General features: G+C 71.0%; 23 protein-coding genes and 1 pseudogene. 10 read left to right on the top strand and 14 right to left on the bottom strand.

Going from position 1 to position 24,642, the window contains the following annotated elements:
* Positions 1 to 308: 308 nt before the first annotated feature.
* Positions 309 to 1,850, bottom strand: a complete 1,542-nt coding sequence (locus ACGFK0_RS00435) for a hypothetical protein (protein ID WP_392897880.1) — start codon at positions 1,848 to 1,850, stop codon at positions 309 to 311.
* 240 nt (positions 1,851 to 2,090) lie between these two features.
* On the opposite strand from ACGFK0_RS00435, the gene ACGFK0_RS00430 reads away from it, so the two are divergent.
* Positions 2,091 to 2,645: a dihydrofolate reductase family protein gene (locus tag ACGFK0_RS00430; RefSeq protein ID WP_392897877.1), complete on the top strand. Its 555-nt coding sequence runs from the start codon at positions 2,091 to 2,093 to the stop codon at positions 2,643 to 2,645.
* A gap of 43 nt (positions 2,646 to 2,688) precedes the next feature.
* Here the strand turns inward: ACGFK0_RS00430 and ACGFK0_RS00425 are convergent.
* The 3 genes and pseudogenes from ACGFK0_RS00425 to ACGFK0_RS00415 form a co-directional block, all read right to left on the bottom strand.
* Positions 2,689 to 2,829 (bottom strand): annotated as a pseudogene (locus ACGFK0_RS00425) (alpha/beta fold hydrolase); the annotation flags it as partial.
* A 26-nt stretch (positions 2,830 to 2,855) separates the two neighbouring features.
* Positions 2,856 to 3,785: a hypothetical protein gene (locus ACGFK0_RS00420; protein ID WP_392897874.1), complete on the bottom strand. Its 930-nt coding sequence runs from the start codon at positions 3,783 to 3,785 to the stop codon at positions 2,856 to 2,858.
* A 298-nt stretch (positions 3,786 to 4,083) separates the two neighbouring features.
* Positions 4,084 to 4,494 carry a PPOX class F420-dependent oxidoreductase gene (locus ACGFK0_RS00415; protein ID WP_392897871.1) on the bottom strand — a complete coding sequence of 137 codons (411 nt, stop codon included), beginning with the start codon at positions 4,492 to 4,494 and terminating at the stop codon, positions 4,084 to 4,086.
* Positions 4,495 to 4,674: 180 nt separating this feature from the next.
* Here ACGFK0_RS00415 and ACGFK0_RS00410 point away from each other — a divergent pair, with 180 nt between their 5' ends.
* Positions 4,675 to 5,259 (top strand): excalibur calcium-binding domain-containing protein, encoded by a 585-nt coding sequence (locus ACGFK0_RS00410; RefSeq protein WP_392897869.1) that lies wholly within the window; start codon positions 4,675 to 4,677, stop codon positions 5,257 to 5,259.
* A gap of 109 nt (positions 5,260 to 5,368) precedes the next feature.
* Here ACGFK0_RS00410 and ACGFK0_RS00405 read toward each other — a convergent pair whose 3' ends face one another.
* Positions 5,369 to 5,869 (bottom strand): NUDIX hydrolase, encoded by a 501-nt coding sequence (locus ACGFK0_RS00405; protein WP_392897866.1) that lies wholly within the window; start codon positions 5,867 to 5,869, stop codon positions 5,369 to 5,371.
* Positions 5,870 to 6,002: 133 nt separating this feature from the next.
* Between ACGFK0_RS00405 and ACGFK0_RS00400 the strand changes: the two genes are divergently transcribed.
* A complete protein-coding gene (locus ACGFK0_RS00400) occupies positions 6,003 to 6,290 on the top strand; it encodes a PGPGW domain-containing protein (RefSeq protein WP_392897863.1) in 288 nt (95 codons plus the stop codon).
* Here ACGFK0_RS00400 and ACGFK0_RS00395 read toward each other — a convergent pair.
* Together ACGFK0_RS00395 and ACGFK0_RS00390 are read right to left on the bottom strand one after the other, a co-directional pair.
* Entirely contained in the window at positions 6,256 to 6,732 is a 477-nt protein-coding gene (locus ACGFK0_RS00395; RefSeq protein WP_392897860.1) for an NUDIX hydrolase, read from the bottom strand. The two genes, ACGFK0_RS00400 and ACGFK0_RS00395, sit on opposite strands and share 35 nt — an antisense overlap.
* A 304-nt stretch (positions 6,733 to 7,036) precedes the next feature.
* Complete coding sequence (locus ACGFK0_RS00390) at positions 7,037 to 9,886, bottom strand: DUF262 domain-containing protein (RefSeq protein ID WP_392897857.1); 2,850 nt, start codon at positions 9,884 to 9,886, stop codon at positions 7,037 to 7,039.
* 640 nt (positions 9,887 to 10,526) lie between these two features.
* On the opposite strand from ACGFK0_RS00390, the gene ACGFK0_RS00385 reads away from it, so the two are divergent.
* From ACGFK0_RS00385 to ACGFK0_RS00375, 3 genes are all read left to right on the top strand, one after another.
* Positions 10,527 to 11,366 (top strand): SGNH/GDSL hydrolase family protein, encoded by an 840-nt coding sequence (locus tag ACGFK0_RS00385; protein ID WP_392897854.1) that lies wholly within the window; start codon positions 10,527 to 10,529, stop codon positions 11,364 to 11,366.
* A gap of 145 nt (positions 11,367 to 11,511) precedes the next feature.
* Positions 11,512 to 12,084 carry a TetR/AcrR family transcriptional regulator gene (locus ACGFK0_RS00380; RefSeq protein ID WP_392897851.1) on the top strand — a complete coding sequence of 191 codons (573 nt, stop codon included), beginning with the start codon at positions 11,512 to 11,514 and terminating at the stop codon, positions 12,082 to 12,084.
* A complete protein-coding gene (locus tag ACGFK0_RS00375; protein ID WP_392897848.1) occupies positions 12,074 to 12,883 on the top strand; it encodes an amidohydrolase family protein in 810 nt (269 codons plus the stop codon). Before ACGFK0_RS00380 ends, ACGFK0_RS00375 begins: the two co-directional genes overlap by 11 nt.
* 51 nt (positions 12,884 to 12,934) lie before the next feature.
* Here the strand turns inward: ACGFK0_RS00375 and ACGFK0_RS00370 are convergent, their stop codons facing one another.
* On the bottom strand, positions 12,935 to 13,975 hold the full coding sequence (locus tag ACGFK0_RS00370) for a YbhN family protein (RefSeq protein ID WP_392897845.1): 1,041 nt from the start codon (positions 13,973 to 13,975) through the stop codon (positions 12,935 to 12,937).
* Between the two features lie 348 nt (positions 13,976 to 14,323).
* Here ACGFK0_RS00370 and cqsA point away from each other — a divergent pair, with 348 nt between their 5' ends.
* Positions 14,324 to 15,484 (top strand): alpha-hydroxyketone-type quorum-sensing autoinducer synthase, encoded by a 1,161-nt coding sequence (cqsA, locus tag ACGFK0_RS00365; RefSeq protein WP_392897843.1) that lies wholly within the window; start codon positions 14,324 to 14,326, stop codon positions 15,482 to 15,484.
* Positions 15,485 to 15,496: 12 nt separating this feature from the next.
* Here cqsA and ACGFK0_RS00360 read toward each other — a convergent pair whose 3' ends face one another.
* From ACGFK0_RS00360 to ACGFK0_RS00345, 4 genes are all read right to left on the bottom strand, one after another.
* A complete protein-coding gene (locus ACGFK0_RS00360; protein WP_392897841.1) occupies positions 15,497 to 16,432 on the bottom strand; it encodes an oxygenase MpaB family protein in 936 nt (311 codons plus the stop codon).
* A 174-nt stretch (positions 16,433 to 16,606) separates the two neighbouring features.
* A complete protein-coding gene (locus tag ACGFK0_RS00355) occupies positions 16,607 to 17,800 on the bottom strand; it encodes a beta-ketoacyl synthase N-terminal-like domain-containing protein (RefSeq protein WP_392897837.1) in 1,194 nt (397 codons plus the stop codon).
* Between the two features lie 120 nt (positions 17,801 to 17,920).
* On the bottom strand, positions 17,921 to 18,994 hold the full coding sequence (locus tag ACGFK0_RS00350; protein WP_392897834.1) for a threonine aldolase family protein: 1,074 nt from the start codon (positions 18,992 to 18,994) through the stop codon (positions 17,921 to 17,923).
* Positions 18,995 to 19,186: 192 nt separating this feature from the next.
* Positions 19,187 to 19,750, bottom strand: coding sequence for a hypothetical protein (locus ACGFK0_RS00345; RefSeq protein ID WP_392897832.1), 564 nt, complete (start codon positions 19,748 to 19,750; stop codon positions 19,187 to 19,189).
* Between the two features lie 590 nt (positions 19,751 to 20,340).
* Here ACGFK0_RS00345 and ACGFK0_RS00340 point away from each other — a divergent pair.
* On the top strand, positions 20,341 to 21,849 hold the full coding sequence (locus tag ACGFK0_RS00340; protein WP_392897829.1) for a GAF domain-containing protein: 1,509 nt from the start codon (positions 20,341 to 20,343) through the stop codon (positions 21,847 to 21,849).
* A gap of 31 nt (positions 21,850 to 21,880) precedes the next feature.
* Here ACGFK0_RS00340 and ACGFK0_RS00335 read toward each other — a convergent pair whose 3' ends face one another.
* On the bottom strand, positions 21,881 to 22,603 hold the full coding sequence (locus ACGFK0_RS00335; RefSeq protein ID WP_392897827.1) for a histidine phosphatase family protein: 723 nt from the start codon (positions 22,601 to 22,603) through the stop codon (positions 21,881 to 21,883).
* Between the two features lie 104 nt (positions 22,604 to 22,707).
* Between ACGFK0_RS00335 and ACGFK0_RS00330 the strand changes: the two genes are divergently transcribed.
* Both ACGFK0_RS00330 and ACGFK0_RS00325 read left to right on the top strand, forming a co-directional pair.
* Positions 22,708 to 23,073 (top strand): hypothetical protein, encoded by a 366-nt coding sequence (locus ACGFK0_RS00330; protein WP_392897824.1) that lies wholly within the window; start codon positions 22,708 to 22,710, stop codon positions 23,071 to 23,073.
* Positions 23,074 to 23,212: 139 nt separating this feature from the next.
* A complete protein-coding gene (locus ACGFK0_RS00325) occupies positions 23,213 to 23,620 on the top strand; it encodes a hypothetical protein (protein ID WP_392899555.1) in 408 nt (135 codons plus the stop codon).
* Between the two features lie 38 nt (positions 23,621 to 23,658).
* Here ACGFK0_RS00325 and ACGFK0_RS00320 read toward each other — a convergent pair whose 3' ends face one another.
* Positions 23,659 to 24,429, bottom strand: coding sequence for a nuclease-related domain-containing protein (locus ACGFK0_RS00320; RefSeq protein WP_392897821.1), 771 nt, complete (start codon positions 24,427 to 24,429; stop codon positions 23,659 to 23,661).
* Positions 24,430 to 24,642 lie beyond the last annotated feature (213 nt).

Raw genomic sequence — 24,642 nt, 5'->3', positions numbered from 1 at the left:
AGCCGCTCATGATTCAAGGAATATGACTACGTCCTATTTGTCGGACTTTGCGGCCGGGGTGCGCTCGGGTGGCGTGTGAGCGCCCGACGGCAACCGTTTCCCTGACTGAGCCCTGCGTCTCTTCAGGACGGGTGTGAAATCGGCCCCGGCAAAGCGAGACAGGGATGGCCGGATTGCCCCGGGCGATCAGGCGTGCCCCCGGTCTCAGGCCGGAGCCCGACCGTGCACGAGCGGGTGCACATGGGCGGGTCGCGTGCGCATCGTCCACCGGCGCGGACCTCGCGCCTTCCCCGCCCTGGCGGGGCCCCTCACTGCCAGGGGACGGCGCCCAGGCGGAGGTGGGTTTCGCCGCCGCGGTCGCCGGGGCTGCGCCAGGAGTAGACGAGTTGGTCGTCGCTGCTCAGTTCCGGGTGGCCGATCAGGGCGTAGCAGCCCCACCCGCCGATACAGGAGTCGGGGACCTTCGCCGAGACGGCGGCGGTCCAGGGGCCCGTCGGGGAGGTGGCGGTGTAGACGGTGAAGGGAGCGGATCCGAAGTTCGTTTGGACGACCATCGCCAGGCCCTTGGAGGTCGTCGCGGAGTAGTCCTGGACGGTCGCCCCCCAAGGCACGACTCCGTCCGGGAGGACCGACGTCAGGTGGCCGTCCGCCTGCGCCCAGCCGTACCAGCCGGCCGGCTGGCCGCCGACCGGTTGGGCCCACCATTGGTAATTGGCCGCGTTGCCCCAGAGGCCGGGGTCGGAACTGGAGACGCGGGCCACGAAGGCGCCGGGGGTGCTGACGCGATCAGAGTCGAACAGGTACAGGTAGCCGTCGCCGCCGAAGATCGGAGAACTGACGCCCTGGCCGAGCGGCAGGTCACCGGCGGTCGCCGACAGGTCGAACGGGACGGATCGAGAGGTGAACGTGTTGCTGGCGGGCTCGTACACGGTGAGCACCAGCCGCTCCACAAGCCAGTCTCCGCCTGACACCAGGCACATCTCGGCGTAGGTCAGCAGCACCCGCTCCGTACCGGGAATGGCCGCCGCGCCCCCGATCCAGGCGACGGCTACGCCGCCCGGTGAGCACGAGACCGGTGGGCTGCCCGGCCTCTTCAACCCGGTCGGACTCGGAAAGAACGGCTGGGACGAGGTGAGGTGCGTGCGCGGCGGAGCCGGCGGCGTCGGCACCTCGGTGAGAGCGCGGGGCGCCTGCCCGGGGGTGAACGGGCCGATCGCCGCGGTGCCGGTCACGGAGTTCGGGAGCTGATCGCCGTTCACTCCGGTGTCGCCGAACACCCACAGGGCCTTGCCCGGGGCGTAGACCGCGCTCACTCCGCCGTCGCGGGAGATGCGGTTCGCGGGCGTGTCGGCCGTCGTGAGGATCCGGCCGAGGTCGGACGTCCCGGCGGTGGTGCCCGTCGCCGTCCGGAAGGTCTGGAAGGCGTCGAAGTCGCCGAGGTCGGCCGGGGTGGCGCCCGGCACGTTGACCTGCGTGGCGAACGGCCCGGTGCACAGCGGGCTCGAGGCGGAGATGTTGCTGTCACCGGAGCCGCACACCTGGTAGTGGTAGAGCCCGCCCGGGTCCAGACCGCTCAGCTCGTGCGTGATCGTGACATCCGACCCGGAGGACGACACCGGGCCGATCGGCGTGGACTGGGAGCTCTGCACGGTAGGAGTGGGGCCGTCCTCCCACCATTGGAACCAGCCGAGGCACGGATTCTCCGGAGCGTCGGCCGCGCAGCTCACCTCGGCGGTCAGCGTCGCCGAGCTGGACGTGATGGACGTCGGCGGCGTCGTCACCCCGTCGCATCCGGCGAGCAGCAGCAGCATGAGTGCGGCGGCAGATGCGGTCGAACGCTTGACGGTCATGATCCGCTCCGTTCGTCGCCCTGAACGGTACGTCACCGCTCTCAGCCGTCCCCGATCTGGCACAAACCGGACATCGTGGAACGGTCGCGCGGCGTTCGTGGTGAAGACGCCGAACCCGAAGAAGATGGTGATCCTTTCGGGCCGCGGTCGAATCCTCGCCCGCCCGGTCGAAGAGTGATGAGTTTCGACGCTGCATGAGGTCTTACTCCGAGACGACCCTTACGACCAAGGAGAAGCCTCATGGGCAAGGTCATCTACGGGATGCACACCTCGATCGACGGCTACGTCGAAGACTCCAAAGGCAGCTTCGCCTTCTCGGAGCCGGCCGATGACGTTCACCAGGCGGCGAACGACCAGGCTCGGCAAGCCGCCGCGTTCCTGTTCGGGCGGCGGCTGTACGAAGTGATGGAGGAGCCCTGGACGCAGGAGCTCGGCAAGGAAGGCACCCCGGCCATCGAGCGCGAGTTCGCCCAGATCTACAAGGAGACGCCGCGGTACGTCTTCTCCGACACCCTCCAGACCGTCCCCGAAGGGGTCACGCTCGTCCGCCGCAAGGACGCCGTGTCCGTGGTGACGCGCCTCAAGCAGGAGATCGACGGCCCCCTCCAGATCGGCGGCCCCGAGCTGGCCGCCTCCCTGCTGGACCTGGTCGACGAGTTCTGGGTGTGCGCGCTCCCCGTGATCGTCGGCGGTGGCAAGCCGTTCCTGCCCGTGGGAAGCGACCTGCGGCTGCGCCCGGTCGAGCACCGCTCCTTCGCCTCGGGAACCACGTACGTGCGCTACGTCCGCGCCTGACCGGCCGTCCGGCCCGCCGCCGGTCGTCGGGCTCCGCCCGGCCGGCGGCGCTCGGCGTGCTACGTCCGCAGCCGCGCTGGTCGAAGAGAACGATCCGGTAGCGGTGGTGATCGAACTGGCGGCGCCAGCCCGGCGTGCAGCCCGACCCCGCCCCGCCGTGCAACACCACGGCGGGTGCGGCCGCCGTGTGAAGGCCGGCGTGATGTCGCGCTATCGCCCTGGAATGACCGGGGGCCATGCACTCCGTGTGAACACCGGGAACGGCAGGTGCAGGCCGGGAACGGGACTCTTCGTCGCCACGTTGATCGATACCGGTACGCCGTCGGTTCTGGTGGTCGGGAACTCGCCCTGCCCGGCGCAGCGGGACAGATACGCCAAGCCCTGTTTCAGGTGGGTGCGCGGCCCGGGGTCGAGGTGGCCGGCCCAGGTGGGCTCTGCTTCCTTCCGCAGCCAGGCGTAGCAGGACATCGCGTAGCCGAACTCGGGCTCCGTGAGGTAACCGACCCGGGAGTAGCCGTCGTTGCGGGCGGCGTTGAGCATGCGTTCGTCCAGGTAACCCATGGGCTGGACGGAGAATCCGCGCGCGGCGTCCCCGAATCTGAGCGCGGCGTTGGTGCTGAAGATTCCGAATCCGAAATAGACCGTGAGGAGATCGGTCAGCCGCTCGTGGTCCCTGCGTTCGGTGGTGATGCGGCCCTCACCGAGCAGCCGGACGTGGCACAGTTCGTGCGCGATGATCGCCGTCAGGTAGTCGGCGTCGGACGCTTCGCTCACGTCCAGCCCGACGACCGGACGGCCGTCACGGACGTAGTAGTGCCCGACCGCTCGCCTGCCCTTGCGTGCCTGCGCATCGTCCTCGTCGCGCAGGTCGAAGAACTCCACGGTGAGCTCGGACGGATCGACCGACATCACCGTGCATACGCCCGTGATCAAGCGGCTGATCTGCCGCGACGTCCCGGTGTAACCGGACGTGAGGTTCGGGCCCGGCAGCACGATGCCGCCGGACAGCGGTGCCGGGCCGAACTCGCCGGCGAACCATTTCATCGAGCTTTCGATCCACGCCTGCTGGGGCGTGCTGACCGGGCAGTCGTCCCTCTCCACCCGCAGCCACGGTCGCGTTTCTTCCAACTTCTCGTTCATCACTCTCCCGAGGGCGTGTCCGAACGGCAGCCGTGCGACGGCCTGTTCTCCGCATCGGCGGCAGAGATGCCTGAGCTCGGCGGGGTGCGCCCGGGGAGGGTGCGAAGCTCGGCTTCGCGGGGATTCTTATGACTACTCGACTGTCTTGTCAACATCCATGAAAAACTTGCATGAATGACTCTCTTAAACGGCGGGGTGTGAGATTCGAACGTTCATCCACGGCTGTCCCGCCGCTTCGGAGCGTCCTGGTGACCGCCGGACGAGGGGGGCGGACCGCGCCGCCCCGCGCGTCCTCGGCTCACCGGGGCTGAGAGAGGGTGCGCGTGGTCATGCCTTTGGCGGACGGGTCGATGCCCCAGGTGAAGATCTTGTCCGGATGGATGCGGATGAGGTCGGCGGTGACGTGGGAACCTTGCGGGACGTCTTCGACGACCGTCTCGGCGCGGCCGCGGATCTCGATGCCGCGGACGTGCCAGGGCTTGACCGAGGCCAGGTCGTCGACGACGAGGGCGACCCGGTCGTTGTCGCGCAGGTTGCGGTACTTGCGGGTGTTGGCGAGGTCGTAGCCGCGGATGTCGATGGTGCCGGTCCGGGTGTTGTAGGTGAATCCGACGGGATTGTTCTGCGGGTCGCCCTTGGGGCCGACGGTGGCCAGGCGGCCGAGCCGCTGGGTGGCGAGGTACTCGCGTTCGAGGTCTGTGAAGCTCATGTCGCCAGCTTGCGACCTCAATCATGATTGAGGTCAAGTGTCGTGGACGCCGGGCCGAACACGCGCGCCCGATAATTAGATGGATGTTTGCTGCTGCGGTATCTGCTACTTATGTCCATATTGGGATGGTTGGGATGGAATGAGGCTGGTGCGGCGGACTCCACGGATGAAGGTCCCGCCATGCCCGCATCGACTCCGGGGCGCCTCGCACGCCGCACTCGTCCGAAGCGGCGATTCTCAGCGGCTCTCGCCGCACTGGCCGCGGTCCTGCTTCTCTGCTGTCTCGCCTCGTGCGGTCAGGAGAACGGGCAGGCCCCGCAGAGCACACCGTCCGGATCCGCGGCGCCGTCCACCCCGGGTACGCCGGACGAAGGACGACCACCGCCCGCCCTGCCAGGTGCACCCGGCGAGGAGCCCCCCACCCGGGAGCCGCGCGAAGGGTACGCCCTCGATCCGCGTTTCGACACGTGTGCGGAGGCCAACGCCCACGGGTACGGCCCGTACGTCAAGGATGTGGACCCCGAGTACGACTGGTACATCGACGCCGACCACGATGGCGTTGACTGCGAGCCCTGGCCCGGCCGGCAGACGGGGGAGCCGGGCCCGAGCACGGAGCCGTCCAGCCCGGAGTCGTCGACTCCGGCACCGGAGCCTTCGGACGGTGAGACGAGCGTTGAGCCGTCCGCCCCGGTGCCGAGCGAGGAAGAGCCGCCCGCCGGACCCGGTACAGGGCCGTCGGAGCCGCAGCCGGGGGAGGAGCCGTAGGCCGCGCAGACCGGCGCGGGGCGCGTGTCCGGTGATCGACCGGATTGATCGGCCGGTCCGGAGCGGGCCGCCAAGGCGGCTGCGGCCGCTGCACGAGGCAGGCGGCGGTCTACAGGGACGCGATCAGGGTGCGGAGACGCGGGGACATCTCGTCCGGCAGCTCGTCGCTCGCGTACCAGCGCGCCTCCAGGATCTCCGCCGCGTCGAGTTCCAGCCGCCCGCCCGTCACCCGCGCCTCGTAGTACGCCTCCACCCGGTGCCGGAACCCGCTGGCGAGGCCGACCGGCCGCCCGCTGACCGCCACTTCGAGGGACGTCTCCTCCCGGATCTCGCGGGCGACGCCGTCCTCGAGCCGCTCGCCGGCGTTGACGTATCCGCCCGGCAGCCCCCACGCGCGGTAGGCGGGCCAGAGCCGGTGCCGCAGCAGCAGGATCCGCCCTTGATCATCCCGGACGATCCCGCCCGCGTACACCAGGAACGTCCGATGCCTCAGCCGGGCGAGCCGCCACTGCATCCGCCCGCCGAGGCGTTTCCACATCCGCGCGGCCGTCCGGTGAACCAGCGTCCCGAGGCGCCTTCGCGCACGCAGCGCGGCAAACCGGATCTTCATTGCGGAATGCTAGCCGTCCCGGGCCGATGTGGCTTCGGCCACACCACGGCTTGATCGGGATCTTCGGGGACGTTCCGGTTCGTCCCTTAGGAAAGAGCTGACGACCCTGGGGGCCGATTTGACCGCGAGCGTGATGCACCGACCAGAGACGGAGGCCGATTCGGCGCCGGTACCGCGGCACAGGGTGCCCGTCCGGCTGCTGCGGAAGATCGGCGTCGCGGTCGTCGGGGCCGGCCTGATCGCGGCGGGGGTCGCGATGCTGGTGCTGCCCGGCCCCGGCATCGTGGCGATCCTCGCCGGGCTGGGACTGCTGGGCACCGAGTTCCCCCGGGCACGCCGCATCAGCGAACGCGTGAACGGCTACGCCCGCGCCGCGTGGCGCCAGGTCAGAACGAGAATGGGGCGAGGCCGCGCCGCCTAGCGTGCAGGAGCGCCGCCATGGTGAACGAGTCGGTTATCTCACCCCGGTCCAGCATGAGGTCGAGTTGCTGCGGGGAGAACAGTTCGATCCGGTCGATGCCCTCTTCGGGGTGCGAATCGCGGGGGTGGGCGACGTCCGCCCAGAAGAGGCCCGCTTTGCTTCCGACGACACCGGTGTCGGCGTAGAAGTCACCGAGGAACTCGATCGACCGTGCCGGTACGCCGATTTCCTCTTCGAGTTCCCGGCGTGCCGTCTGTTCCGGTGTCTCGCCCGGTTCGGGGGAGCCGCGCGGGATCTCCCAGTGCCATTCACGGGTCGCATGCCTGAAGTGCCGCATGAGAACGGCCCTGCCGTCGCAGGTCGCGAGGACGGCGGCTCCCGCCTGCCTGTTCGCATGCACCACCCGGAGATACGCGCCGATCCGGCCGTCCGGGAACCTCACCGGGTCGCGCAGCAGTATGAGGTACTGGTCGCGGTAGCAGATACCGTACGGGCCGCCCTCCGCCGGAAAATCGTCCAGAATGGCACTCCGCCCGTGGGCGCGGCCGGTGCCTTCGTCCGGGCGGGCCTGCTCGGACGCTTACGCGTCGGGCTGGGAGCCGCCTTGCGCGATGGAGTCGCCTTGCGTGACGGCGACGCCTTGGTGGGCGTCGGCTCGGCGGACGTCTCGGCCGGGTTGCTCATGGCGATGCCACGTCGGCCGCGCCGCGTCCAAGCCGCAATGGTCTGGCGATCACCCGCTGCCGCTAAGGGCGGTAGCCGGCCTCGGTCAGGCGGTGGTGGGCTCTGTCCCGTTCGTCTCCGGTGAAGAGCGGCACGAAGCGCGGGTCGATGGCGTGGGCTTCCACGGTGAGGTCGAGGCGGCCGCGTTCGTGGAGGGCGGTGAAGCCGTCCGAGATGTGCGGGGACGCCAGAAGGCGCTTGGCGGCGCCGACGCCGCCGTGCTCGGTGACCATGCCCAGGAACGCGGACGCGTTGTATACGGCCTCGGTCTTGGTGCGGGCGTAAAGGAGCAGCATCGCGCTGTGGAACTCGGCGGCGAGGTCCGCGTCGGCCGTTTCGGTGTCCTCTGGCTTCTCGTCTCGGGGGACGGCGGTGCCGACCTGGTCGATGAACCAGTCGAGTGCTTCCAGGAAGGGCGTGAGGCCGCCGCCGGAGAGGACGGCGATGGGGATGCTGGGACGCTTGGTGAGGCGGTCCTCGGGGATGTCCACGCCGCCGATGCGGTTGAGGCGGCGGCGGAATTCGTCGCGCACGGAGTCGTCGTCGAACGGAGGGCGCTTCGCGAGATGCTGGAAGACCACCTCGATCTTCGCGCTGCGCGGATAGAAGACGACGGGCCAGATCCAGTCGTGGGCACCGGGGTGGTGGAGCCAGGGGAGGCAGTTCGTCTCCGCCGTACCGAAGTCGAGTTCGCCGCCCCGGCCGGTCCAGTGCCGCAGGGCCTGGCCGACGAGGTCGGAGATGTCGTCGCCGAGGAGGGACAGCCGGCGCGCGAAGCGGTCCTCGGGGCTGTCGCGTTCGTCGTCGGGGTCTTCGGGCGCGTCCATGCCGATGAGCCCGGCGAGGTCCTTCGCGGTGAGCCGCTGGGCGGGGTCGGCGGCGCCGCCTCCGGAGAAGGCCACCCCCTCGGATTCGAGGACGTCGCGAGGTGCCGCGGCGCGGTCGTCGGGCCTGGGGAACGACGGTGACACCGTCCCATCGGAGGTGAGGACGCGGTGGGCGTGCTCCAGCCCGGGACGGGAGGCCATGTACGTCCCGACACCGGCGGGGTTCGAGCCGATGACCGTGGCCAGGTCGCCGAAGGTCGTCCAGGAGCCGGTGGGGAGTTCGGCGAGCAGGCGCCGGAGCAGGATCCAGGTGCGGCGCTCGTCCTCGAGGTCGGACCCGCCGCGCAGCGGTGCCGGCCACAGCGACACGCAACGCTCGGTCAGGCTCTCCGCGCGTTCCAGGATCTGCGCCTTGCCCCAGCCCGGCGCGTCGGCGATCTCGCGGTTCATGCGCAGCGCGCTGGCGTCGTAGATCTCCTGTTTGCGGTGGAACGGGCTGTTGGAGAGCTTGGAGTTGTCCGCCGTCAATGTGAGGTTGCCGAGCGTGTGCAGCAGCTCCGCATGGAGCTCTGCGGGCCCGTCCTCGTCCGTCACTTCGGCGGACAGAAGATCCATCCACTCCTGCGTGGCGGTCTGCGGCATCACGTGCTCGATGGTGAGCTTGGCCGCCGCGAAATCGACCGGCTCGCTCGACCGGTGGCTCTGCTCCAGCCGCTTCAACACGAAGAAGCGCTGGTTCGGGCGGCCGGACCAGTAGAACGGCCTCGTCCTTATGGCGGTGCGGAGTTGCTCGTCGGTCGGCCAATAGCGGCGCTCCCCCGACAGGTAGCGGTGCACGGACTCGTCGATCGGCCGGTCCGTCTCCAGTTCCTTCGGGGCGCTGTTGAGGATCCGGTTGAGGTTGTTCGTCGGCATGCCGGCGATCATCCGGCGGACCAGGAAGCTCTCGACGTAGGACAGCCCGCGGGTGACCTCGGCCGCCGTCGCCCGCTCGTGGTCGAGCAGGTCGAGCATGTGCAGGGCGATGGGGAAGGTGATCTGCCCGCCCCACTCCTGCAGACGCATGAGGACGGCGCGGAGGTGCGGGTCCGTCTCCCGCGCGGGTTCGATCACCCGCATGAGCAGCCGGCCGCGCCGGTAGAGCTCGGCGATCTCCCCTTCGAGGGCCGGCTCGCCGCCCCGCTCGACGATCTCGCCGAGGCGCCGCTGCTGGGCGCGGTAGACCTCGCTCTGCTTCGCGCGGTAGTCGCCGCGGATCACGAGGTCGAGCCAGCCGAGCAGTTCGAGGCTGCCGGCGCCCAGCTCCTCCTGCATGGGCAGCCAGATTCTGGTGTAGACGCGTTCGCCGATCGTCGGCAGCAGCATGAAGACGTAGTTGCGCAGCAGGTCGGTCTGACTGAGCTTGACGCCGGTGTTGTTGAGCGACTCGAAGATCCGGTAGACGTTGTCGCCCTGCTCGGCGGTGATCTCCACGACGGACAGCCGGCCGCGGACGACGGTTTCCAGCCGCTTGAGCGCCGCCACGTCACCGTCGGGGGCGTAGTCGATGAGGGCCTGCTTGAAGAAGCGGTACGCGGCGCCGATGCCGTCGCTGCCTCCGGCCGTCGCCCCGCTCTCCACGCACGCGGTGAACGCCTCCCGGTCGGCCTGGGTGGGCAGGAGCCGGAAGCGGTCGAGGCCCTCGCGGTACTCGTTGACGAGGTACTGCTTGTGGATCCGGTCGGCCTCACGGGGCGCGATCTCGCGGAACCTGTCGCGCAGGGCGCAACTCGCCAGCATCAGCGTCGTCAGGCGCTGCTGCCCGTCGACGACCAGCCACCGCTGGATGTCTCCGGCCGACATCGTGCCCGGCGCCAGGACGACCGAGCCGATGAAGTGCGGCGTCCGGTCTTCTCCGGCCGCGATGATCTCCGCGTGTTCGAGCACGTCCGCCCACAGCCGCGTCCATTCCCGGTGCCCCCAGCTATAGGTGCGCTGGTACAGCGGGATCTGGAACTGCTTCTCGCCCTCGATGAGCTTGAAAAAGGCGACTTCGTGAGCCTGCATCTAGGGAGACCTCCGTTTTCGCGTTCTCGGACGATGTGACATGTGCGTCAGCAGGCGCGTGATGGTCCCGCTCGTCCTCGGCCGGGTGGAAGACGCCGTGGCCAGCCGGCCACCGCCTCCTGGCCGTGTGCGGGTGAAGCGTGCACGCGGAGGCCCGCCCTTTCTTGGTCGCTGCGGCAGCGGTAGCGCGGGGAGCGTGGCGCGCTTTGGTTCGTGGGACGGCGTATGCCGCGCACGTGTTCACGCGCGATCCGAACCAGATGCTTGCTGTGAACTCGATCAACGCGAAGGCTAGCACTTGATCAAGACGTTGGATAGCCGATCAGGTGATCGGGTCGGTGCCAGGCCACATGTGGGCGTCGCGGCACCGGTTGCGGGGCCGGGAGGTCGCGCCGGTCATACCGTCCAGTGGACGTGGAGGACGCGGTGTGAAGAATGGGCTCCTGGGGTTTCTGGGGCTATTGTGATTTGGACTGAAATGGTTGTTACCTTTTGCGTCTTGACAGCGGCGAATCGGTGAGATTCGCGGATTTCTGCGGCAAATTATGACAAATGTTGTTGATCAGAGTTGAAGCTTGGGAGAATGGTGGCGCGGGTATAAGGCGGGCGACCCAATTCGCTTCGTCGCTCCGGAGTGCAGATGCGTCTCTCCCGCCCCCTTCTGTCCGCTTTCGGTGCGGTGACTCTCGCCGCCGGTTCAATGGTGTGGTCCGGGGCCGCTCATGCGGCCGGGCCCAGCTACGTCGCACTCGGGGATTCCTACTCGTCCGGCACGGGGGCCGGAAGCTACGATCCGGACAGCGGGTCGTGCAAGCGCAGCGCCAACGCCTACGCGAACCTGTGGGCGGCGTCGCACACCACGGAGTCGTTCAGGTTCGTCGCCTGCTCGGGGGCGACGACCACGGACGTCGCGAGCGGCCAGCTCGGCGCGCTCAACTCCTCGACGACGCTCGTGAGCATCACGGCCGGCGGCAACGATGCCGGCTTCAGCGACGTGATGCAGACATGCGTCCTGTATTCGACCTCGACGTGCCAGAGCAGGGCGGCGCAGGCCGAGACCTACATGCGCGACACCCTGCCGGGACGCCTCGACTCGCTGTACTCGAAGATCCGGGCGAAGGCGCCGTCGGCGCGCGTGGTGGTGCTGGGCTACCCGCGCCTCTACACGATCGTCGACTGGTGCGTGGGGCTGGGCAACGCCAAGCGCACCGCGCTCAACGACGCCGCCGACACACTGGCGGGCGTGACCGCCAAGGCCGCGGGCCGCTCCGGCTTCACCTGGTCCGACGTCCGGGACGAGTTCTCCGGGCACGAGCTGTGCTCCGGCGACGACTGGCTCAACGCGGTGACGTGGCCGATCGAGTCGTCCTACCACCCGACCGCGCGGGGCCACCGGCTCGGCTACCTGCCCGCCCTGACCGGCTCCGCCCGGACCGCCCTGAAGAGCCCCGCCAAGACCTCCTCCAAGAGCGAAGGGTGACGGCCGGCGCCACGAGCGCGACGCCATAGCGGCCGCGGGCCCCGGTCACCTCCGCCCCCACGGGCGAGCGGAGGCCGGGGCCCGGGCATGTCCGGTGAGCCGTGAGTTGACAGAATATTGTTCTGTGATGGCAGAATAATGTTCTATGAGCGAGGCCGGCCGGGAGAAGGTGCTGCGCGCGGCGCTGGAGCTGTTCGGGCGGGACGGGGTCGCCGGGACGACGCTGAGCAGCCTGCGGGCGGCGAGCGGCGTCAGCGTGGGCAGCTTCTACCACCATTTCGCGGGCAAGGAACAGGTCGCGGAGGCGCTGTTCATCGAGTGCCTTGCGCGGTATCAGGACGCCTTCCTGGAAGAGCTTCGGGCGCATGACAGCGCGCGCGGGGCGGTGCCCGGGGTGGTGGCGTTTCATGTGCGGTGGTGCAGGGAGCATCCGGAGCAGGCGAGGTTCATGTTCACGGAACGTCCGTCCGGGAGTGCCGGGCTGGACGAGCGCAACCGGATGTTCTTCCGTGAGGTGCGCAGCTGGTGGCGCGTTCAGGTGCGCCACGGGGAACTGGCCGACGTGGACGTCGTGACGGCGTTCGTGCTGTGGCTCGGGCCCGCGCAGGAACTGAGCCGGCTGTGGCTGAACGGCCAGACCCGGGAGCCGGTCGACGAACAGGTCGTGTTGCTTAGCGAGGCCGCATGGCGGTCGGTGGGAGGTAACCATGGTGATTGACGCGTGGATGCAGCACGGGACGGTGCGGTTCCTCCAGCACGAGATGCTGGATTCGCTGTGGCGGTGGACCGGGCAGAAGCCTCCGGAGGAGGAGGTGCCGGTCGAGATGACGGTCGGCGCCATGGACGCCGGGGGAGTGGACGTCGGGCTCATCAGCGCCTGGTACGGCCCGGAGGGCGCCCTGGTGAGCAACGACGAGGTCGCCTCGTACGTGGAGCAGGCCCCGGGACGCCTGCTGGGCATCGCGTCGGTGGACCTGCGCAAGCCCATGGACGCCGTCCGGGAGCTACGCCGATGCGTTCGCGAACTGGGGTTCCGGGGGCTGCGCGTGGTGCCGTGGCTGTGGGAGCTGCCTCCCACCGACCGGCGCTACTACCCGCTGTTCGCCGAATGCGTTGAGCTGGGCATCCCGTTCTGCACGCAGGTCGGGCACACGGGTCCGCTGCGGCCGAGCGAGACGGGACGTCCGATTCCCTACGTCGACCAGGTCGCGCTCGACTTCCCGGAGCTCGTCATCGTCGGCGGGCACATCGGCTACCCGTGGACGGAGGAGATGGTCGCCGTGTGCCGCAAGCACGAGAACGTCTACATCGACACGTCCGCCTACACGGTGCGGAGGTATCCGCCGGAACTCGTCCGCTACATGACCCAGGACCGGCGGCACAAGGTCCTGTTCGGCACGAACTTCCCGATGATGACGGCGGAGCGGGCCCTCAAGGGGCTGGACGACCTGGGGCTGAGCGACGACGCGAAGGAGGCGTTCCTGTCGGGCAACGCCAAGCACGTCTTCCACCTCTGACGACGCCAAAGTTGATCTTGGACAACTTAATGATCTACAATGTAAAGGCGCTCAGCGGCGAAGCGTCCGGCAGGCCATCAGGCCCAGCGGAACGGGCGCCCAGAACGTGACGGCCCGGAACAGAAGCACGGCGTGCAGGGCCGGGCCGGCGGCGATGCCGAGGGCCGCAAGGGCTGCGACCAGCGCGGCCTCGGTGGAGCCGACGCCGCCCGGGGACGGCACCGCCGAGCCCGCGGCGGCCCCCACCAGGTAGGCGGCCACCAGCGCGAGGACGTCGGCCGGGCCCGCGGCCGTGCCGGGCACGGCGAGGACGCTGAGCGCGAACGCCAGGCCGAGCACGAGCGTGGTCGAGGCCGACCCGGCGAGCACCACCGCCAGGTCGCGCGGCCGGCGGCACAGCCCGGTGAGCCCGGCCACGGCCCGTCCGACGACGGCGGAGCGGAGGGCGCGGCGGCCCCACAGCCCGGCGGCCAGGAGCAGCGCACCGGCGGCGATGAGCAGCGGGACGGGAGGGACGAGCCCGGCGGCGTCGGCGGCGTGCCGGCCGAGCGCGTCCAGCAGCCGGCCGTTCCCGCCGCCGAGCCCGACGACCGCGCCCAGCAGCAGCAGGTCCGCGGGGACGCCCGCCACCTGCACGGCGGCGACGGTGACGGCGGCCTGAGGGAGCGGGAGCCCGCGGCAGACGAGGTAGCGGGTGTTGACCGCCACGGCGCCGAGGCCGCCCGGCGTGACGCGGTTGGCGGCCGCCGCGGTGAACTGCGTCAGGGTCGTCTGGTAGAGCGGGATCGGCCGGCCGGACGCGGCGCGCAGCGCGACCGCGGAGCAGACGAAGTGCAGCAGCGACAGCAGGAGCAGGACGGGCAGGTACGCCCAGTGCATCGTGCCGATCGGCGTCAGGAGCTCCGACAGGGCCGGGCGTGGCGCGCCGGCGGTCACCAGCCCCGCGGTGACGAGGGCGGTCAGCAGGGTCCCGAGGACGGCCCAGCGGACCCGGGGGATCCGCCGGACGCGGGGTGGGGCGGCGGCGTTTCCGCCAAGTTCGGGGAGCTTGGCGGGCGCCGCGGTTTCAGCGCCTGCGGCGATCGTCTCCACACCTTATTGTTCGGCTGCCTGGTTGAAGAGTATGCGACGGCCAGGGTGGTTCGACGCGAACGCTGACGGACGTCCGTGGCCGGCGGGCGGGCACGGCGGGTTCTCAGGCCTCCAGCCGGGGTCGCGGACGATGACGCGCAGGGCCTCGTGGGCGGTGTCGAGGACGCCCAGCCGGAGGGCGTGATCTCGTTCATGCGGGCCTCATGGCAGAACGGAATGATTCGTTCCGCTGATGGAATTCTTCCCGTGCGGAGCGCGGGTTTTGGTCGACACCTTAGATTCTTTTCACACTATGATCAGGGTCCGCTACAGGATGTGACGATCACATGCCGGGGGAGAGTGACGACCATGACCAGCGCTCACCAGCGACTGGGCGAACGCATCAGCCGCTTCCGGGGCACCAGGGGCGGCCGGCGCCCCTCGCCCGCCAAGGCCCTCGGCAGCCGGACGATCATGCTGACCTGTAGCGACTATCTCGCCCTCTCCGAGCATCCCGCGATCGCCGATGCCATGATCGCCAGCCTGCGGGCGGCGGACGGCGCGGCGCCGGTGCCCGGCCCGTGCCTGCCCGACGACCACCCGCAGATCGTCCTCGGTGCGGAGTTCGCCCGGCACATGGGCGCGCGGGCCGGTGTGCTGTGCCCGTCGGGCTGGGCGGCCAACACCGGGCTCATGCAGGTGGTGGCCGGGCCGGACGTCCCCGTCTACCTGGACACCCTCGCCCACATGTCGCTGTGGGAGGGCGCGCGGACGGCGGGCGCGGAGCTCGCCTACTACCGCCACAACGACCTCGGCCACCTGCGCCGCCGGATCGAGGTGGGCGGCTCCGGAGTGATCGCCGTGGACGCCGTCTACAGCACCGACGGCTCGGTGTGCCCGCTGCCCGGCCTGGTGGAGGTGGCCGAGGAGCACGACTGCCTCCTGGTGGTGGACGAGTCGCATTCGCTCGGCACACACGGTGCGCGCGGCGAGGGACTCGTCGCGGCGCTGGGCCTCACCGGCCGTGTCGACTTCCGCACCGCGAGCCTGGCCAAGGCCCTGTCCGGACGCGCCGGGCTGATCGCCTGCGACCGTCCCGGCTTCGCGGACTACTTCGTCCATACCGCGCTGCCGTCCGTGTTCAGTTCGACGCTGCTGCCGCACGATGTCGCGGGCCTCGCCGCGGCGCTGAAGGTCGTCCGGGAGGAGCGCCGCCGCCGCGACCGCCTGCACGCCGTCACGCGCCGCCTGCGGGACGGCCTGACCGGTCTCGGCTACCGGCTCGTCGAGTCCGACACGCAGATCATCGCGCTCGAGACCGGCTCGGAGGCCGACGCGACCCTCATACGGGACGCGCTGGTCGCGCGCGACATCTTCAGCGCCGCACTGTTCCCGCCCACGGCGTCCGTGGGCCGCACCCTGGTGCGCCTTTCGGCCCACGCCGGCCTGACCGACGACGATGTGAACCGGATCGTCGCCGCCTGCCGCAGCCTGGTCACCGAACTCGCCGCCCCGGCCCCGGCGGGCTGAACCCCCGGTGGATCACGCCGCCGGCCGGTAGCGGTGGGGGCGGGTGTGGGCGCCGATGTAGCGGAGCATGCTGCGGAGGGCCCAGTGGTTGATGCCGGTGGGCATCATGCGGTAGCCCTGCCGGTTGGCGAGGGCGAGCGCGGCGAACCGAGCCTGGTCGAGGGGCGTCCATGGGATGTCGAAGCGCTGCCGGACGATGGTGGGCAGGCAGCCGAAGGTGAGCAGGCGCAGGGGGCGTTCGATGACGAGGCGTCCCGCGCGGTCGAGGCGGGGCCCGCCCACGGGCAGGATCGTGATGGTCTCGGAGCCGTGCTTGGCGATCTCCAGGGCGCGGGCGGCGGCCGGGGTGAGTTCCAGTCGCTTGGTGCAGATGTGCCAGAACTTGGACTGGAAGGCGGCGTAGTCGGCGGGGACGGGACGCATGCTGACGCCGTACCGGGAGTACCAGGTGACGGTTTCGGCGTACATCTGCTCGTGGTCCTCGGCGGTGAGGGTGCCGGGGTGGAAGGTCTCGGCGGCCTTGAAGATCTCCCAGGTGAAGGTGGCGTGCGCCCACCAGAACGTCTCGGGTTCGAGGGCGTGGTAGCGGCGGGCGTGCTCGTCGACGCCGCCGATGGCGCGGTGCAGGTCGCGGATGGTGCGGGCGCGGGCGGTCCCGTCGGGGGCGGCGCCGTCGGGGGTGAGGATCGTCGCCCAGATCTGGGGGACGGACCGGTGGATGCGGTCGAAGGGGGCGTCGAAGAACGCGGAGTGCTCGGCGACGCCCGCGCCTATGCCCGGATGCATGAGCTGCATGAGCCCGGCCGCGGCCCCGGGCAGCAGCGAACGCAGGTCGGCGGCGTGGCGCCACAGCAGCGTCCCGGGTCCGAGCGGTGCGTGCGCGGCGGTGTGCCGTGACGTCCGGGCGGCGGCGGTGACGACCGTCGGGGGCGAGGACGAGGCGGGCATCGCACCTCCTGGCAGTGACCACTTACTGCGAGGATAGCCGAGATGAGACAAGAGTCAATCTTTGTCACACGTCCAGGCCGTGCCGTACCCGCCTGCGGAGTGCCGCCCTTACGAGCCCCGCTGTAGGAACACCGTCATAAGGGCGACACACCGCACGGAGACGGGAGTCGGGTGTCAGACGGTGGCGGGCTTGTAGACCGCCACCGCGCAGGCGCTGCCGAGGCCGATGTTGTGCTGGAGGGCGACGCGGGCGCCGTCCACCTGGCGGTTCCCGGCCTGGCCGCGCAGCTGCCAGGTCAGCTCGGCGCACTGGGCGAGGCCGGTGGCGCCGAGCGGGTGGCCCTTGGAGATGAGGCCGCCGGACGGGTTGACGACCCACGTGCCGCCGTAGGTGGTCGCGGCGTCGTCGACGAGCTTGTGGCCCTCGCCGACCTCGGCCATGCCGAGGGCCTCGTAGGTGATGAGCTCGTTGGCGCTGAAGCAGTCGTGCAGTTCGATGACGTCGACGTCCTCGATGGAGACCTGCGCCTCGTCCATCGCCTTGCGGGCGGCGAGCCGGGACACGCCGGCGCCGACGACCTGGATGGAGGAGTTGTCGGCGAAGCTCTCGGGGATGTCGGTGGCGATGTGGTGGCCGGCGATCTCGACGGCCTGGTCCCACAGGTCGTGCTCGTCCACGAACCGCTCGCTGACCACGACCGCGGCGGCGGCGCCGTCGGAGGTGGGGGAGCACTGCAGCTTGGTCAGCGGGTCGAAGATCATCGTGGCGTTCTTGACGTCGTCGAGGGAGTACTCGGTCTGGAACTGCGCGTACGGGTTGTTGACCGAGTGCTTGTGGTTCTTCCAGCCGATCCACGCGTAGTGGTCGGGGGTGGAGCCGTACTTCTCCATGTGCTCGCGGCCGGCGTTGCCGAACATCTGCGGCATCGGCGCCTTGTCCATCTCCCACGCGCGGCCCGCGGCCATCGAGGTGAGGTGGTGGTCGATGATGGTGACCTTGGACTCGCCCATGCCCGCGCCGAGCGAGCCCTTCTTCATCTTCTCCATGCCGAGCGCGAGCGCGCAGTCGGCGAGGCCGCCGCGGACGGCCTGGCGGGCCAGGAACAGCGCGCTGGATCCGGTGGCGCACGCGTTCTGGACGGTCATCACCGGGATGCCGGTCATACCGGTCTCGTAAAGGGCGCGCTGGCCCATTGACCCGTACATCGAGCCGGCGTAGGCCATCTCGATCCGGTCGTAGGCGACGCCGGCGTCCTGCAGGGCGTTGCCGACGGCCTCCTTGGCCATGTCGGGGTACTCCCAGTCGCGGGAGCCCGGCTTCTCGAACTTGGTCATGCCCACGCCGACGACGAAGGTGCGGTTGGCCATCAGGCTCGCCTCCTGTACCGAATCATGTTCGGTGCCACGATAACGTGCCGGCCCGGACGCGCGCCGGTCGCGCATCCCGATGGCCGGGACGCCCCCGGGCCGGTGCGGGGAACCCGCCGGTCAGGCGGACATCTCGCCGGCGAGCGCGGCGGTGAACGCGTCCACGTCGGACTCGGTGGTGTCGAACGAGCACACCCAGCGGACCTCCCCGGTGCGCTCGTCCCACGTGTAGAACGGGAACCGCTTGCGCAGCCGCTCCGCCACGTCCTTCGGGATGGTCGCGAACACCGCGTTCGCCTGCACGGCCTGCGTGATCTCGACGCCGGGCACCGCGCGGGCGGCGCCGGCGAGACGCCCGGCCATGGCGTTGGCGCGGGAGGCGTTGCGCAGCCACAGGTCGCCGTCCAGCAGCGCGAGGAGCTGCGCGGACACGTACCGCATCTTGGACGCCAGCTGCATGCTCGACTTGCGCAGGTACGCCACCCCGCGGACCGCGTCCGGGTTCAGCACGACGATCGCCTCGCCGAGCAGCAGCCCGTTCTTGGTGCCGCCGAACGACAGCACGTCCACGCCCGCGTCGGTGGTGAGGGCGCGCAGCGGCAGGCCGAGGGACGCGGCGGCGTTGGCGATCCGCGCGCCGTCCATGTGCACCGACAGGCCGCGTTCGTGTGCCGCCGCCGCGACCGCCGCGGTCTCCCGCGCGGTGTAGACGGTGCCGAGCTCGGTGCTCTGGGTGATCGACACGACGGCGGGGCGGCGGCGCTGCACGTTGTCGAAGCCGGTGGCGTGCGCCTCGACCTGCTCGGGCGTCAGCTTGCCGTCCGGTGCCGGCGCCGTGATCAGCTTCAGGCCCGCGATCTTCTCGGACGCGCCGCACTCGTCGGTGTTGATGTGGGCGGACTCGGGGCACACGACCGAACTCCACCGCTCCGACATCGCCTGCAGCGACACCACGTTCGCGCCGGTCCCGTTGAACACGGGGAACACCTCGGCGCGGTCGCCGAAATGCCGCCGGACGACCTCGCGGAGCCGCCGGGTGACGTCGTCGTCGCCGTAGGCGGGCTGGTGCCCGTCGTTCACGGCGGCCAGCGCCGCGAGGACGTCCGGATGGACGCCCGCCTGGTTGTCGCTGGCGAAACCGCGCGCGGCGGTCGGACTGCCATTGGATCGGTGCTCGGCCGGCGGCTGCGTCATGGTTCCATTCTCTCGGACCCGGGGCATTCACGCGGACCCCGGGCATTCTCGCGGACTCGGGCATTGAGGACTCGGGCATTGAGACTCGGGCATTGAAGCGGACCCCGGGGCATTCACCCCGGGGCATTCACGCGGACCCGGGCGTGCCATTCCCGTGCCCGTGCGTTTTCCGTGTCCGGCGGGGGCCGCGGGTCAGGCCGGACGGTCGGTGATGTTCTGCACCGGGGCGGGCGCGGCGTCGGCCGGGGGATCGGCGGAGCGCAGCGCCATCCGGGCGCGCACGGCGTCGAGGTCGTCGCCGAGCCGCGCCATGGTGGCCTGGAGGTCGCGCCACAGGCCGGTCCGCTGCTCCAGCTGCGCGATCTTGGTGCGCAGGTCGGTGATGCGCCGCTCGGCGGTCTCCAGCCGGGTGCGGTGGGCGGCGGTGTCGCGGCCGGTGCGGATCAGGCTGGTGGCGACGGAGGCCAGGTCACGCTCGGTGTCGTCCATCCGCTCGTCGATGCGCGGCAGCAGCCGGTCGTTGAGCTGCCCGACGAGCGAGTCGAGCTCGGTGCGCAGTGCCCGCAGCTCGGCGTCCTGGTGCCGGACGGCCTGCTCCAGACTCGCCATGCGTTCGATGTAGGCGGGCAGGAGCCGCCCGAGTTCCGCCGACCGTTCCAGATCTCGCCCGAGCCTGCCGAGCAGGCAGGCGCCCTCGCGCACATGGCGCTCCGCCTCGGCGGCGGCGCGGCGGACGAGACCCGGGATCAAGGTCATGGCGCTCCCTCCAAGGGGCAGGGCGAATGGATTCTCCTTAAACTCTAGGCCAACCGGGCGTGAACATTTTATGAACCGCGTTGTTTATTTGGCGGTCCGGGTGGGTTTTCGAACGGCCGCGGCGCGGGTGGCGTGCGGCGGCGGCCCGCTGCACGTGCACAGGCCCCGCCGGACGATGAGCCAGGCGCGTTCGGCGGTGTAGTCGGCCCGGCTCAGCGCCGGGCGGACACGGTGACAGGTCAGGCAGAGCATGCGTCGTTCGTCCTCCCCGTGATGCCGGGAGCCCGCCGTCCCGCCCGCATTCCCCCCCCGATGCGTGCGGGACGGCGGGGCCGCACGATGGCCCGTCGGCTCCCAGCGCGGGCCCACGGTACGCATGCTCAGGTTGCATGCACGTTGCGACGATTCGGTCACGCACCGTGCCGGATTCGGGTTGGCGACATATCGCGAATCGGTTGCGCCGCCCCCGCGGATGGGCTGATCCTCGGACGGGCCGAGGTTCGCTCCGGGGAAAGGGCTGAGCCTTTCGCCGGGCGTGTCGCCAGAGCCCTGCCCTGCAGCTCCTGCCGAGGACGAAAAAGGTTTCGCTCATGGTGCGCAAGCCGGTGGCCGTGCGGCCGCCGATCTCCGAGTCGTGGCGGCGCTCCCGGGACGCCGGCGTCGACGTGACCGTGCCGGCGGCGCCGCTGGTGTTCGACCGGGACGTCGTCGCCGACGCGCGCGGCGCCCACCCCCTCGAACGGCATCTGCCGATGCTGGAGGGGCTGCTGCGGAGGGTCGCCGACGAGACCGAGCACCTGATGGTGATCACCGACGAGGCCGGGCACGTGCTATGGACGCAGGGCCCGCCCGCCGCGCGCCGCGCCGCCGACGCGATCGGGCTGACCGAGGGGTTCCGCTGGGCGGAGGACGCCGTCGGGACCAACGGCATCGGCACCGCCCTGGCCACCGGCCGCCCCGAGTTCGTGTACGCCGCCGAGCACGTCGCGCACGTCCTGCACTGCTGGTCGTGCGCGGGCGCCCCGATCACCGACCCCGACTCCGGGCGGGTGATCGGCTGCATCGACGTCAGCGCGACCGTGCATGCGCTGCATCCTGCGGCCGTCGCGCTCGTCGCGACCGCCGCGCGGCTCGCCGAGTCGCGGCTGGAGAACGAGATGCGGCAGCGGGACGAGCGGCTGCGCGAGCGGCTCCTGCCGCACCTGCGGGGGCTGCGGGACGGCGGTGTGCTCGTCACCGCCACCGGCCGCATCCTCACCGACCCGGCCGACCCGGCCGCCCCGGGTTCCGCGGGCTCCGCGGGTTCCGGTCCGGCGGGGTGGCGGGGGCGGCGTGTGAACGTCCCCGAGTCCGGCGGGACGGTCACTCTGCCCGACGGCCGCGCCGCCGTCGCCGAGCCGCTCGGCGAAGCGTTCCTGCTGCGCCCGGCCGGTCTCCGCGCCCGCCCCGGCCGCGACGTACCGCCCGGCCGGCGCCCCTCCGCGCGGGACGCGGCACGGACCGCGGCCGGCGGGGGGCCGCCGCTGACACTGTCGTTCCTCGGCGACGGCCGCCCGCACGCCCGCCTGGCCGGCCGGCCGGTCATCCTGACGCTGCGGCACGCCGAGATCCTCGCGCTGCTCGCCCTGCACCCCCGGGGCCTGACCGGCGACGGGCTGGCGCTGTGCCTGTACGGCGACGACGGCAGCGCCGCGACCGTCCGGCCCGAGATCCACCGGCTCCGCCAGCAGTTCGGCGGCATCGTTTCCGCCCGCCCCTACCGGCTCGGGTGCGTGGTCGAGGCCGACTTCCTCACCGTGCGGCGGCTCCTGGACGACGGCGGCGACGTCGCCGCGGCCGTGCGGCTGTACACCGGCGAGCTGCTGCCCCGCTCCGACGCGCCCGCCGTCCGGGCCGAGCGGGACGAGCTGGCGGTGCGGGTCCGGCGGCAGGTGCTCGACCGGGGATGCGGCGACACGCTGTGGACCTACGCCCAAACCGAGCCCGGCCGCGCCGACCTGGAGGTGCTGGAGCGGCTCGGCGCCGTCCTGCCGCCGGGGGACCCGCGGCTCGCGGCCGTCGCCTCCCGCAGCGACCGCCTTCTCGACGGCGAGATCTGACGCGCGGCCGGCCGGCGGCGCGGCGCCGGGGTCACGGGGCGGAGATGCCCGCGTTGACCAGGTGGGCGCAGTCGTTGTAGCGGACGGCCTGCAGGCCCGAGCCGTCCTGGCACCACCGGGTGATGGAGGCGTTGCCGACCGTCTCCTTCTCGATCTCCATGACCTCCTCCTCGGTCAGGTCCTCCACCAGATAGCGGGTCATCACGACGATCGCGTCGTGCGCGACGACCAGGACCCGCCCGCCTGGGGCTTCGGCCTCCAGATCGCGGTAGAAGCTGCGCAGCCGCAGGGCCAGATCGGCCCACGACTCCCCGCCGGGCGGCCGGTAGTAGAACTTGCCGAGGTGCCGCAGCCGTTCCGCCTCGTCGGGGAACCGGCGTTCGACGCCGACGGCGGTGAGGCCCTGCAGTGCGCCCTGCTCGCGGTCGCGGAGCCGCTCGTCCACCCGCGGCCGCAGCCCGCCAGGGTCCTGCGGGGCGGCGTAGGCCGTCTGGGCGAGCGCGATCGTCGCGGTGTCCAGGGCCCGCACGTAGGGGGAGGACACGACCAGCGTCGGCCGCTCGTCCTCGGGGAGCGCGGCGAGCCAGCGGCCGAGCGTCGCCGCCTGGGCGCGGCCGGTGTCCGACAGGGGCACGTCGGCGTCCCGCTCGGGGATGCCGGCCTCCTCGGCGTCGGTGCCCTCCACGGCCCGGTAGGCGAGGTTGCCGGTGCTTTCGCCATGCCGGGTCATGTTCAGCCACTGCAGCGCGTTCATCCCCCGCCATGCTGCCACGCCGCCCCCCATGCCGCTCCACATGCCGCCGCAAATCGGGCGGCGGCGCGGTGCCGTCCTCTACGACCGGTAGTACTCTCTGTGCCGTGACGAACGTCCTGGCCACCGTGATCATCGTGGTGGCGCTGCTCGTCGCCGGCTACGCCCTGGTGACGACCCTGCGCAACCGTCCGATGGGGACCGGGGACCTCGCCGCCCTCGGCGTGCTGGAGGTCCTCCTGATCGCGCAGGCCGTCGTCGGGTTCGTCAGGCTGTCCGGCGACGAGGGCCCCGAGAGCTCCGCCACCTTCATCGGCTACCTCGTCGGCGTCCTGCTCATCCCCCTCGCGGGCGCCGGGTGGGGCCTGCTGGAACGCACCCGGTGGGGGCCCGGCGTGATCGTGGTCGCCGGGCTGGTGGTCGCCGTCATGATGGTTCGGATGAACCAGTTGTGGAGCGGCACCGGTGGCTGAACCCGACGGCGCCCGCGAGGCCCGTGCGGGCGACGGCATCCGCGCCGGCGCCGACGCCCGCACGGGCGGCAAGGACGGCAAGGATGGCGCGGCCCGCCCCAGCGCGGCCCGCCCCAGCACCGGCGGCGGGCCGGGACGGGTGCTGGTCGCCGTCTACGGGATCTTCGCGCTCGCGGCCGGTGCGCGCGCGGGTGTGCAGATCGCCACCCGGTTCGCCGACGCGCCGGCCGCCTACGCGCTGTCGGCGTTCGCCGCGGCCGTCTACGTCCTGGCGACGGTCGCGCTGGCCCTCGGCGGCCGGACGTCGTTCCGGGTCGCCGTAGCGGCCTGCAGCGTCGAGCTGGCCGGTGTGCTGATCGTGGGAACGCTCAGCCTCACCGACTCCGCGGCGTTCCCCGACGAGACCGTCTGGTCCGCCTTCGGGCGCGGGTACGGATTCGTTCCGCTGGTGCTCCCGGTCGCGGGGCTGCTGTGGTTGCGCCGCACCGCCCGTCTGGGTGGCGGGCCCGAAACGGGCGGTGGGCGCCCTGTGGGCGGCGGCGTGTGAGCCCTCCGGCCACAGGTGTGTGAGGGCCGCCGGCCCGGTCACGCGGCGGCCGCGGGCGGGGTGATGCGGCCGCCGATGGGGAGCGCGTGGACGGCGGCCCTGGTGATCGCCTCGACCTCGTCGGGGGAGCGGTCGGCGGACGGGTTGCGGCTCATCCAGCGGATCAGCCTCAGCGGCGGCGCGAACACGATCCCGTCCGCGGTGAACGGCGTCCTGACGAGCTTGCCGCAGTGCACGGCCAGTACCGGCGTCACCTTCACCGGCACCTCGGTGACCTGCGAGATCAGTTCGGCGGCGGCGTCGGCGCGGGCGGTCACCGCACCGACCAGCTTGGACTGGGTCCGGCCGTCGATGAACAGCCTGCCCCCGTGCTGGGAGATCTCCGCCTCCGGGTGCCACGCCTCGTTGTGCACCAGCCACACGCCGCCCGGCCCGACCACCAGCTCGTCGGCCTGCCCGTGCCCGGGGACGGTCCGCTCGTACAGGACCCGGTACCCGCGCCGCTCCAGGGTGTGGCGCAGCAGCCGGTTCATCCGCTGCTCGCCGCGCAGCCCGCGCCGCCACACGCTGGACGCGCTGTAAAGGCGCCAATGGACGAACGCGTCCGCGGACGCCACCGCGGCGGCCATCGCGATTCCGAATACGGCGTTGACGAGCAGTCCGCACAGTATGAGCGTCGCGCCCGCCAGAATTGCGCGGGTCCGCAATCTACCTTTTCGGCCGCGCTGCCAGAGCTCCTCGTATACCGCCTGGGGGGAACCGCCGGTGAACGCGGCCCGGTCCCTCAGGTAGATGGAGCTGCCGATCATGACGAACCTCCCAGCACCCTGCGATGACGCCCTCATTATGGGGATGCGTTCGGCATTGTCGCTACAGTTCGCAAGGTGACGTAAACCAAACGGAAAGGCAAGCGCGGGTCTTGACATCATTGCCCACCTGGCGTTTCCCGTGGTTGCGGCTCCGATTCCCGGGGAAAACTTTTAAGTGTCCACCACGAATGGCTGAAAGGCACGGTGCAACTA

Source organism: Spirillospora sp. NPDC048823, assembly GCF_043198445.1.
GTDB lineage: Bacteria > Actinomycetota > Actinomycetes > Streptosporangiales > Streptosporangiaceae > Spirillospora.
This window is presented reverse-complemented; position numbering and strand designations above follow the sequence as displayed.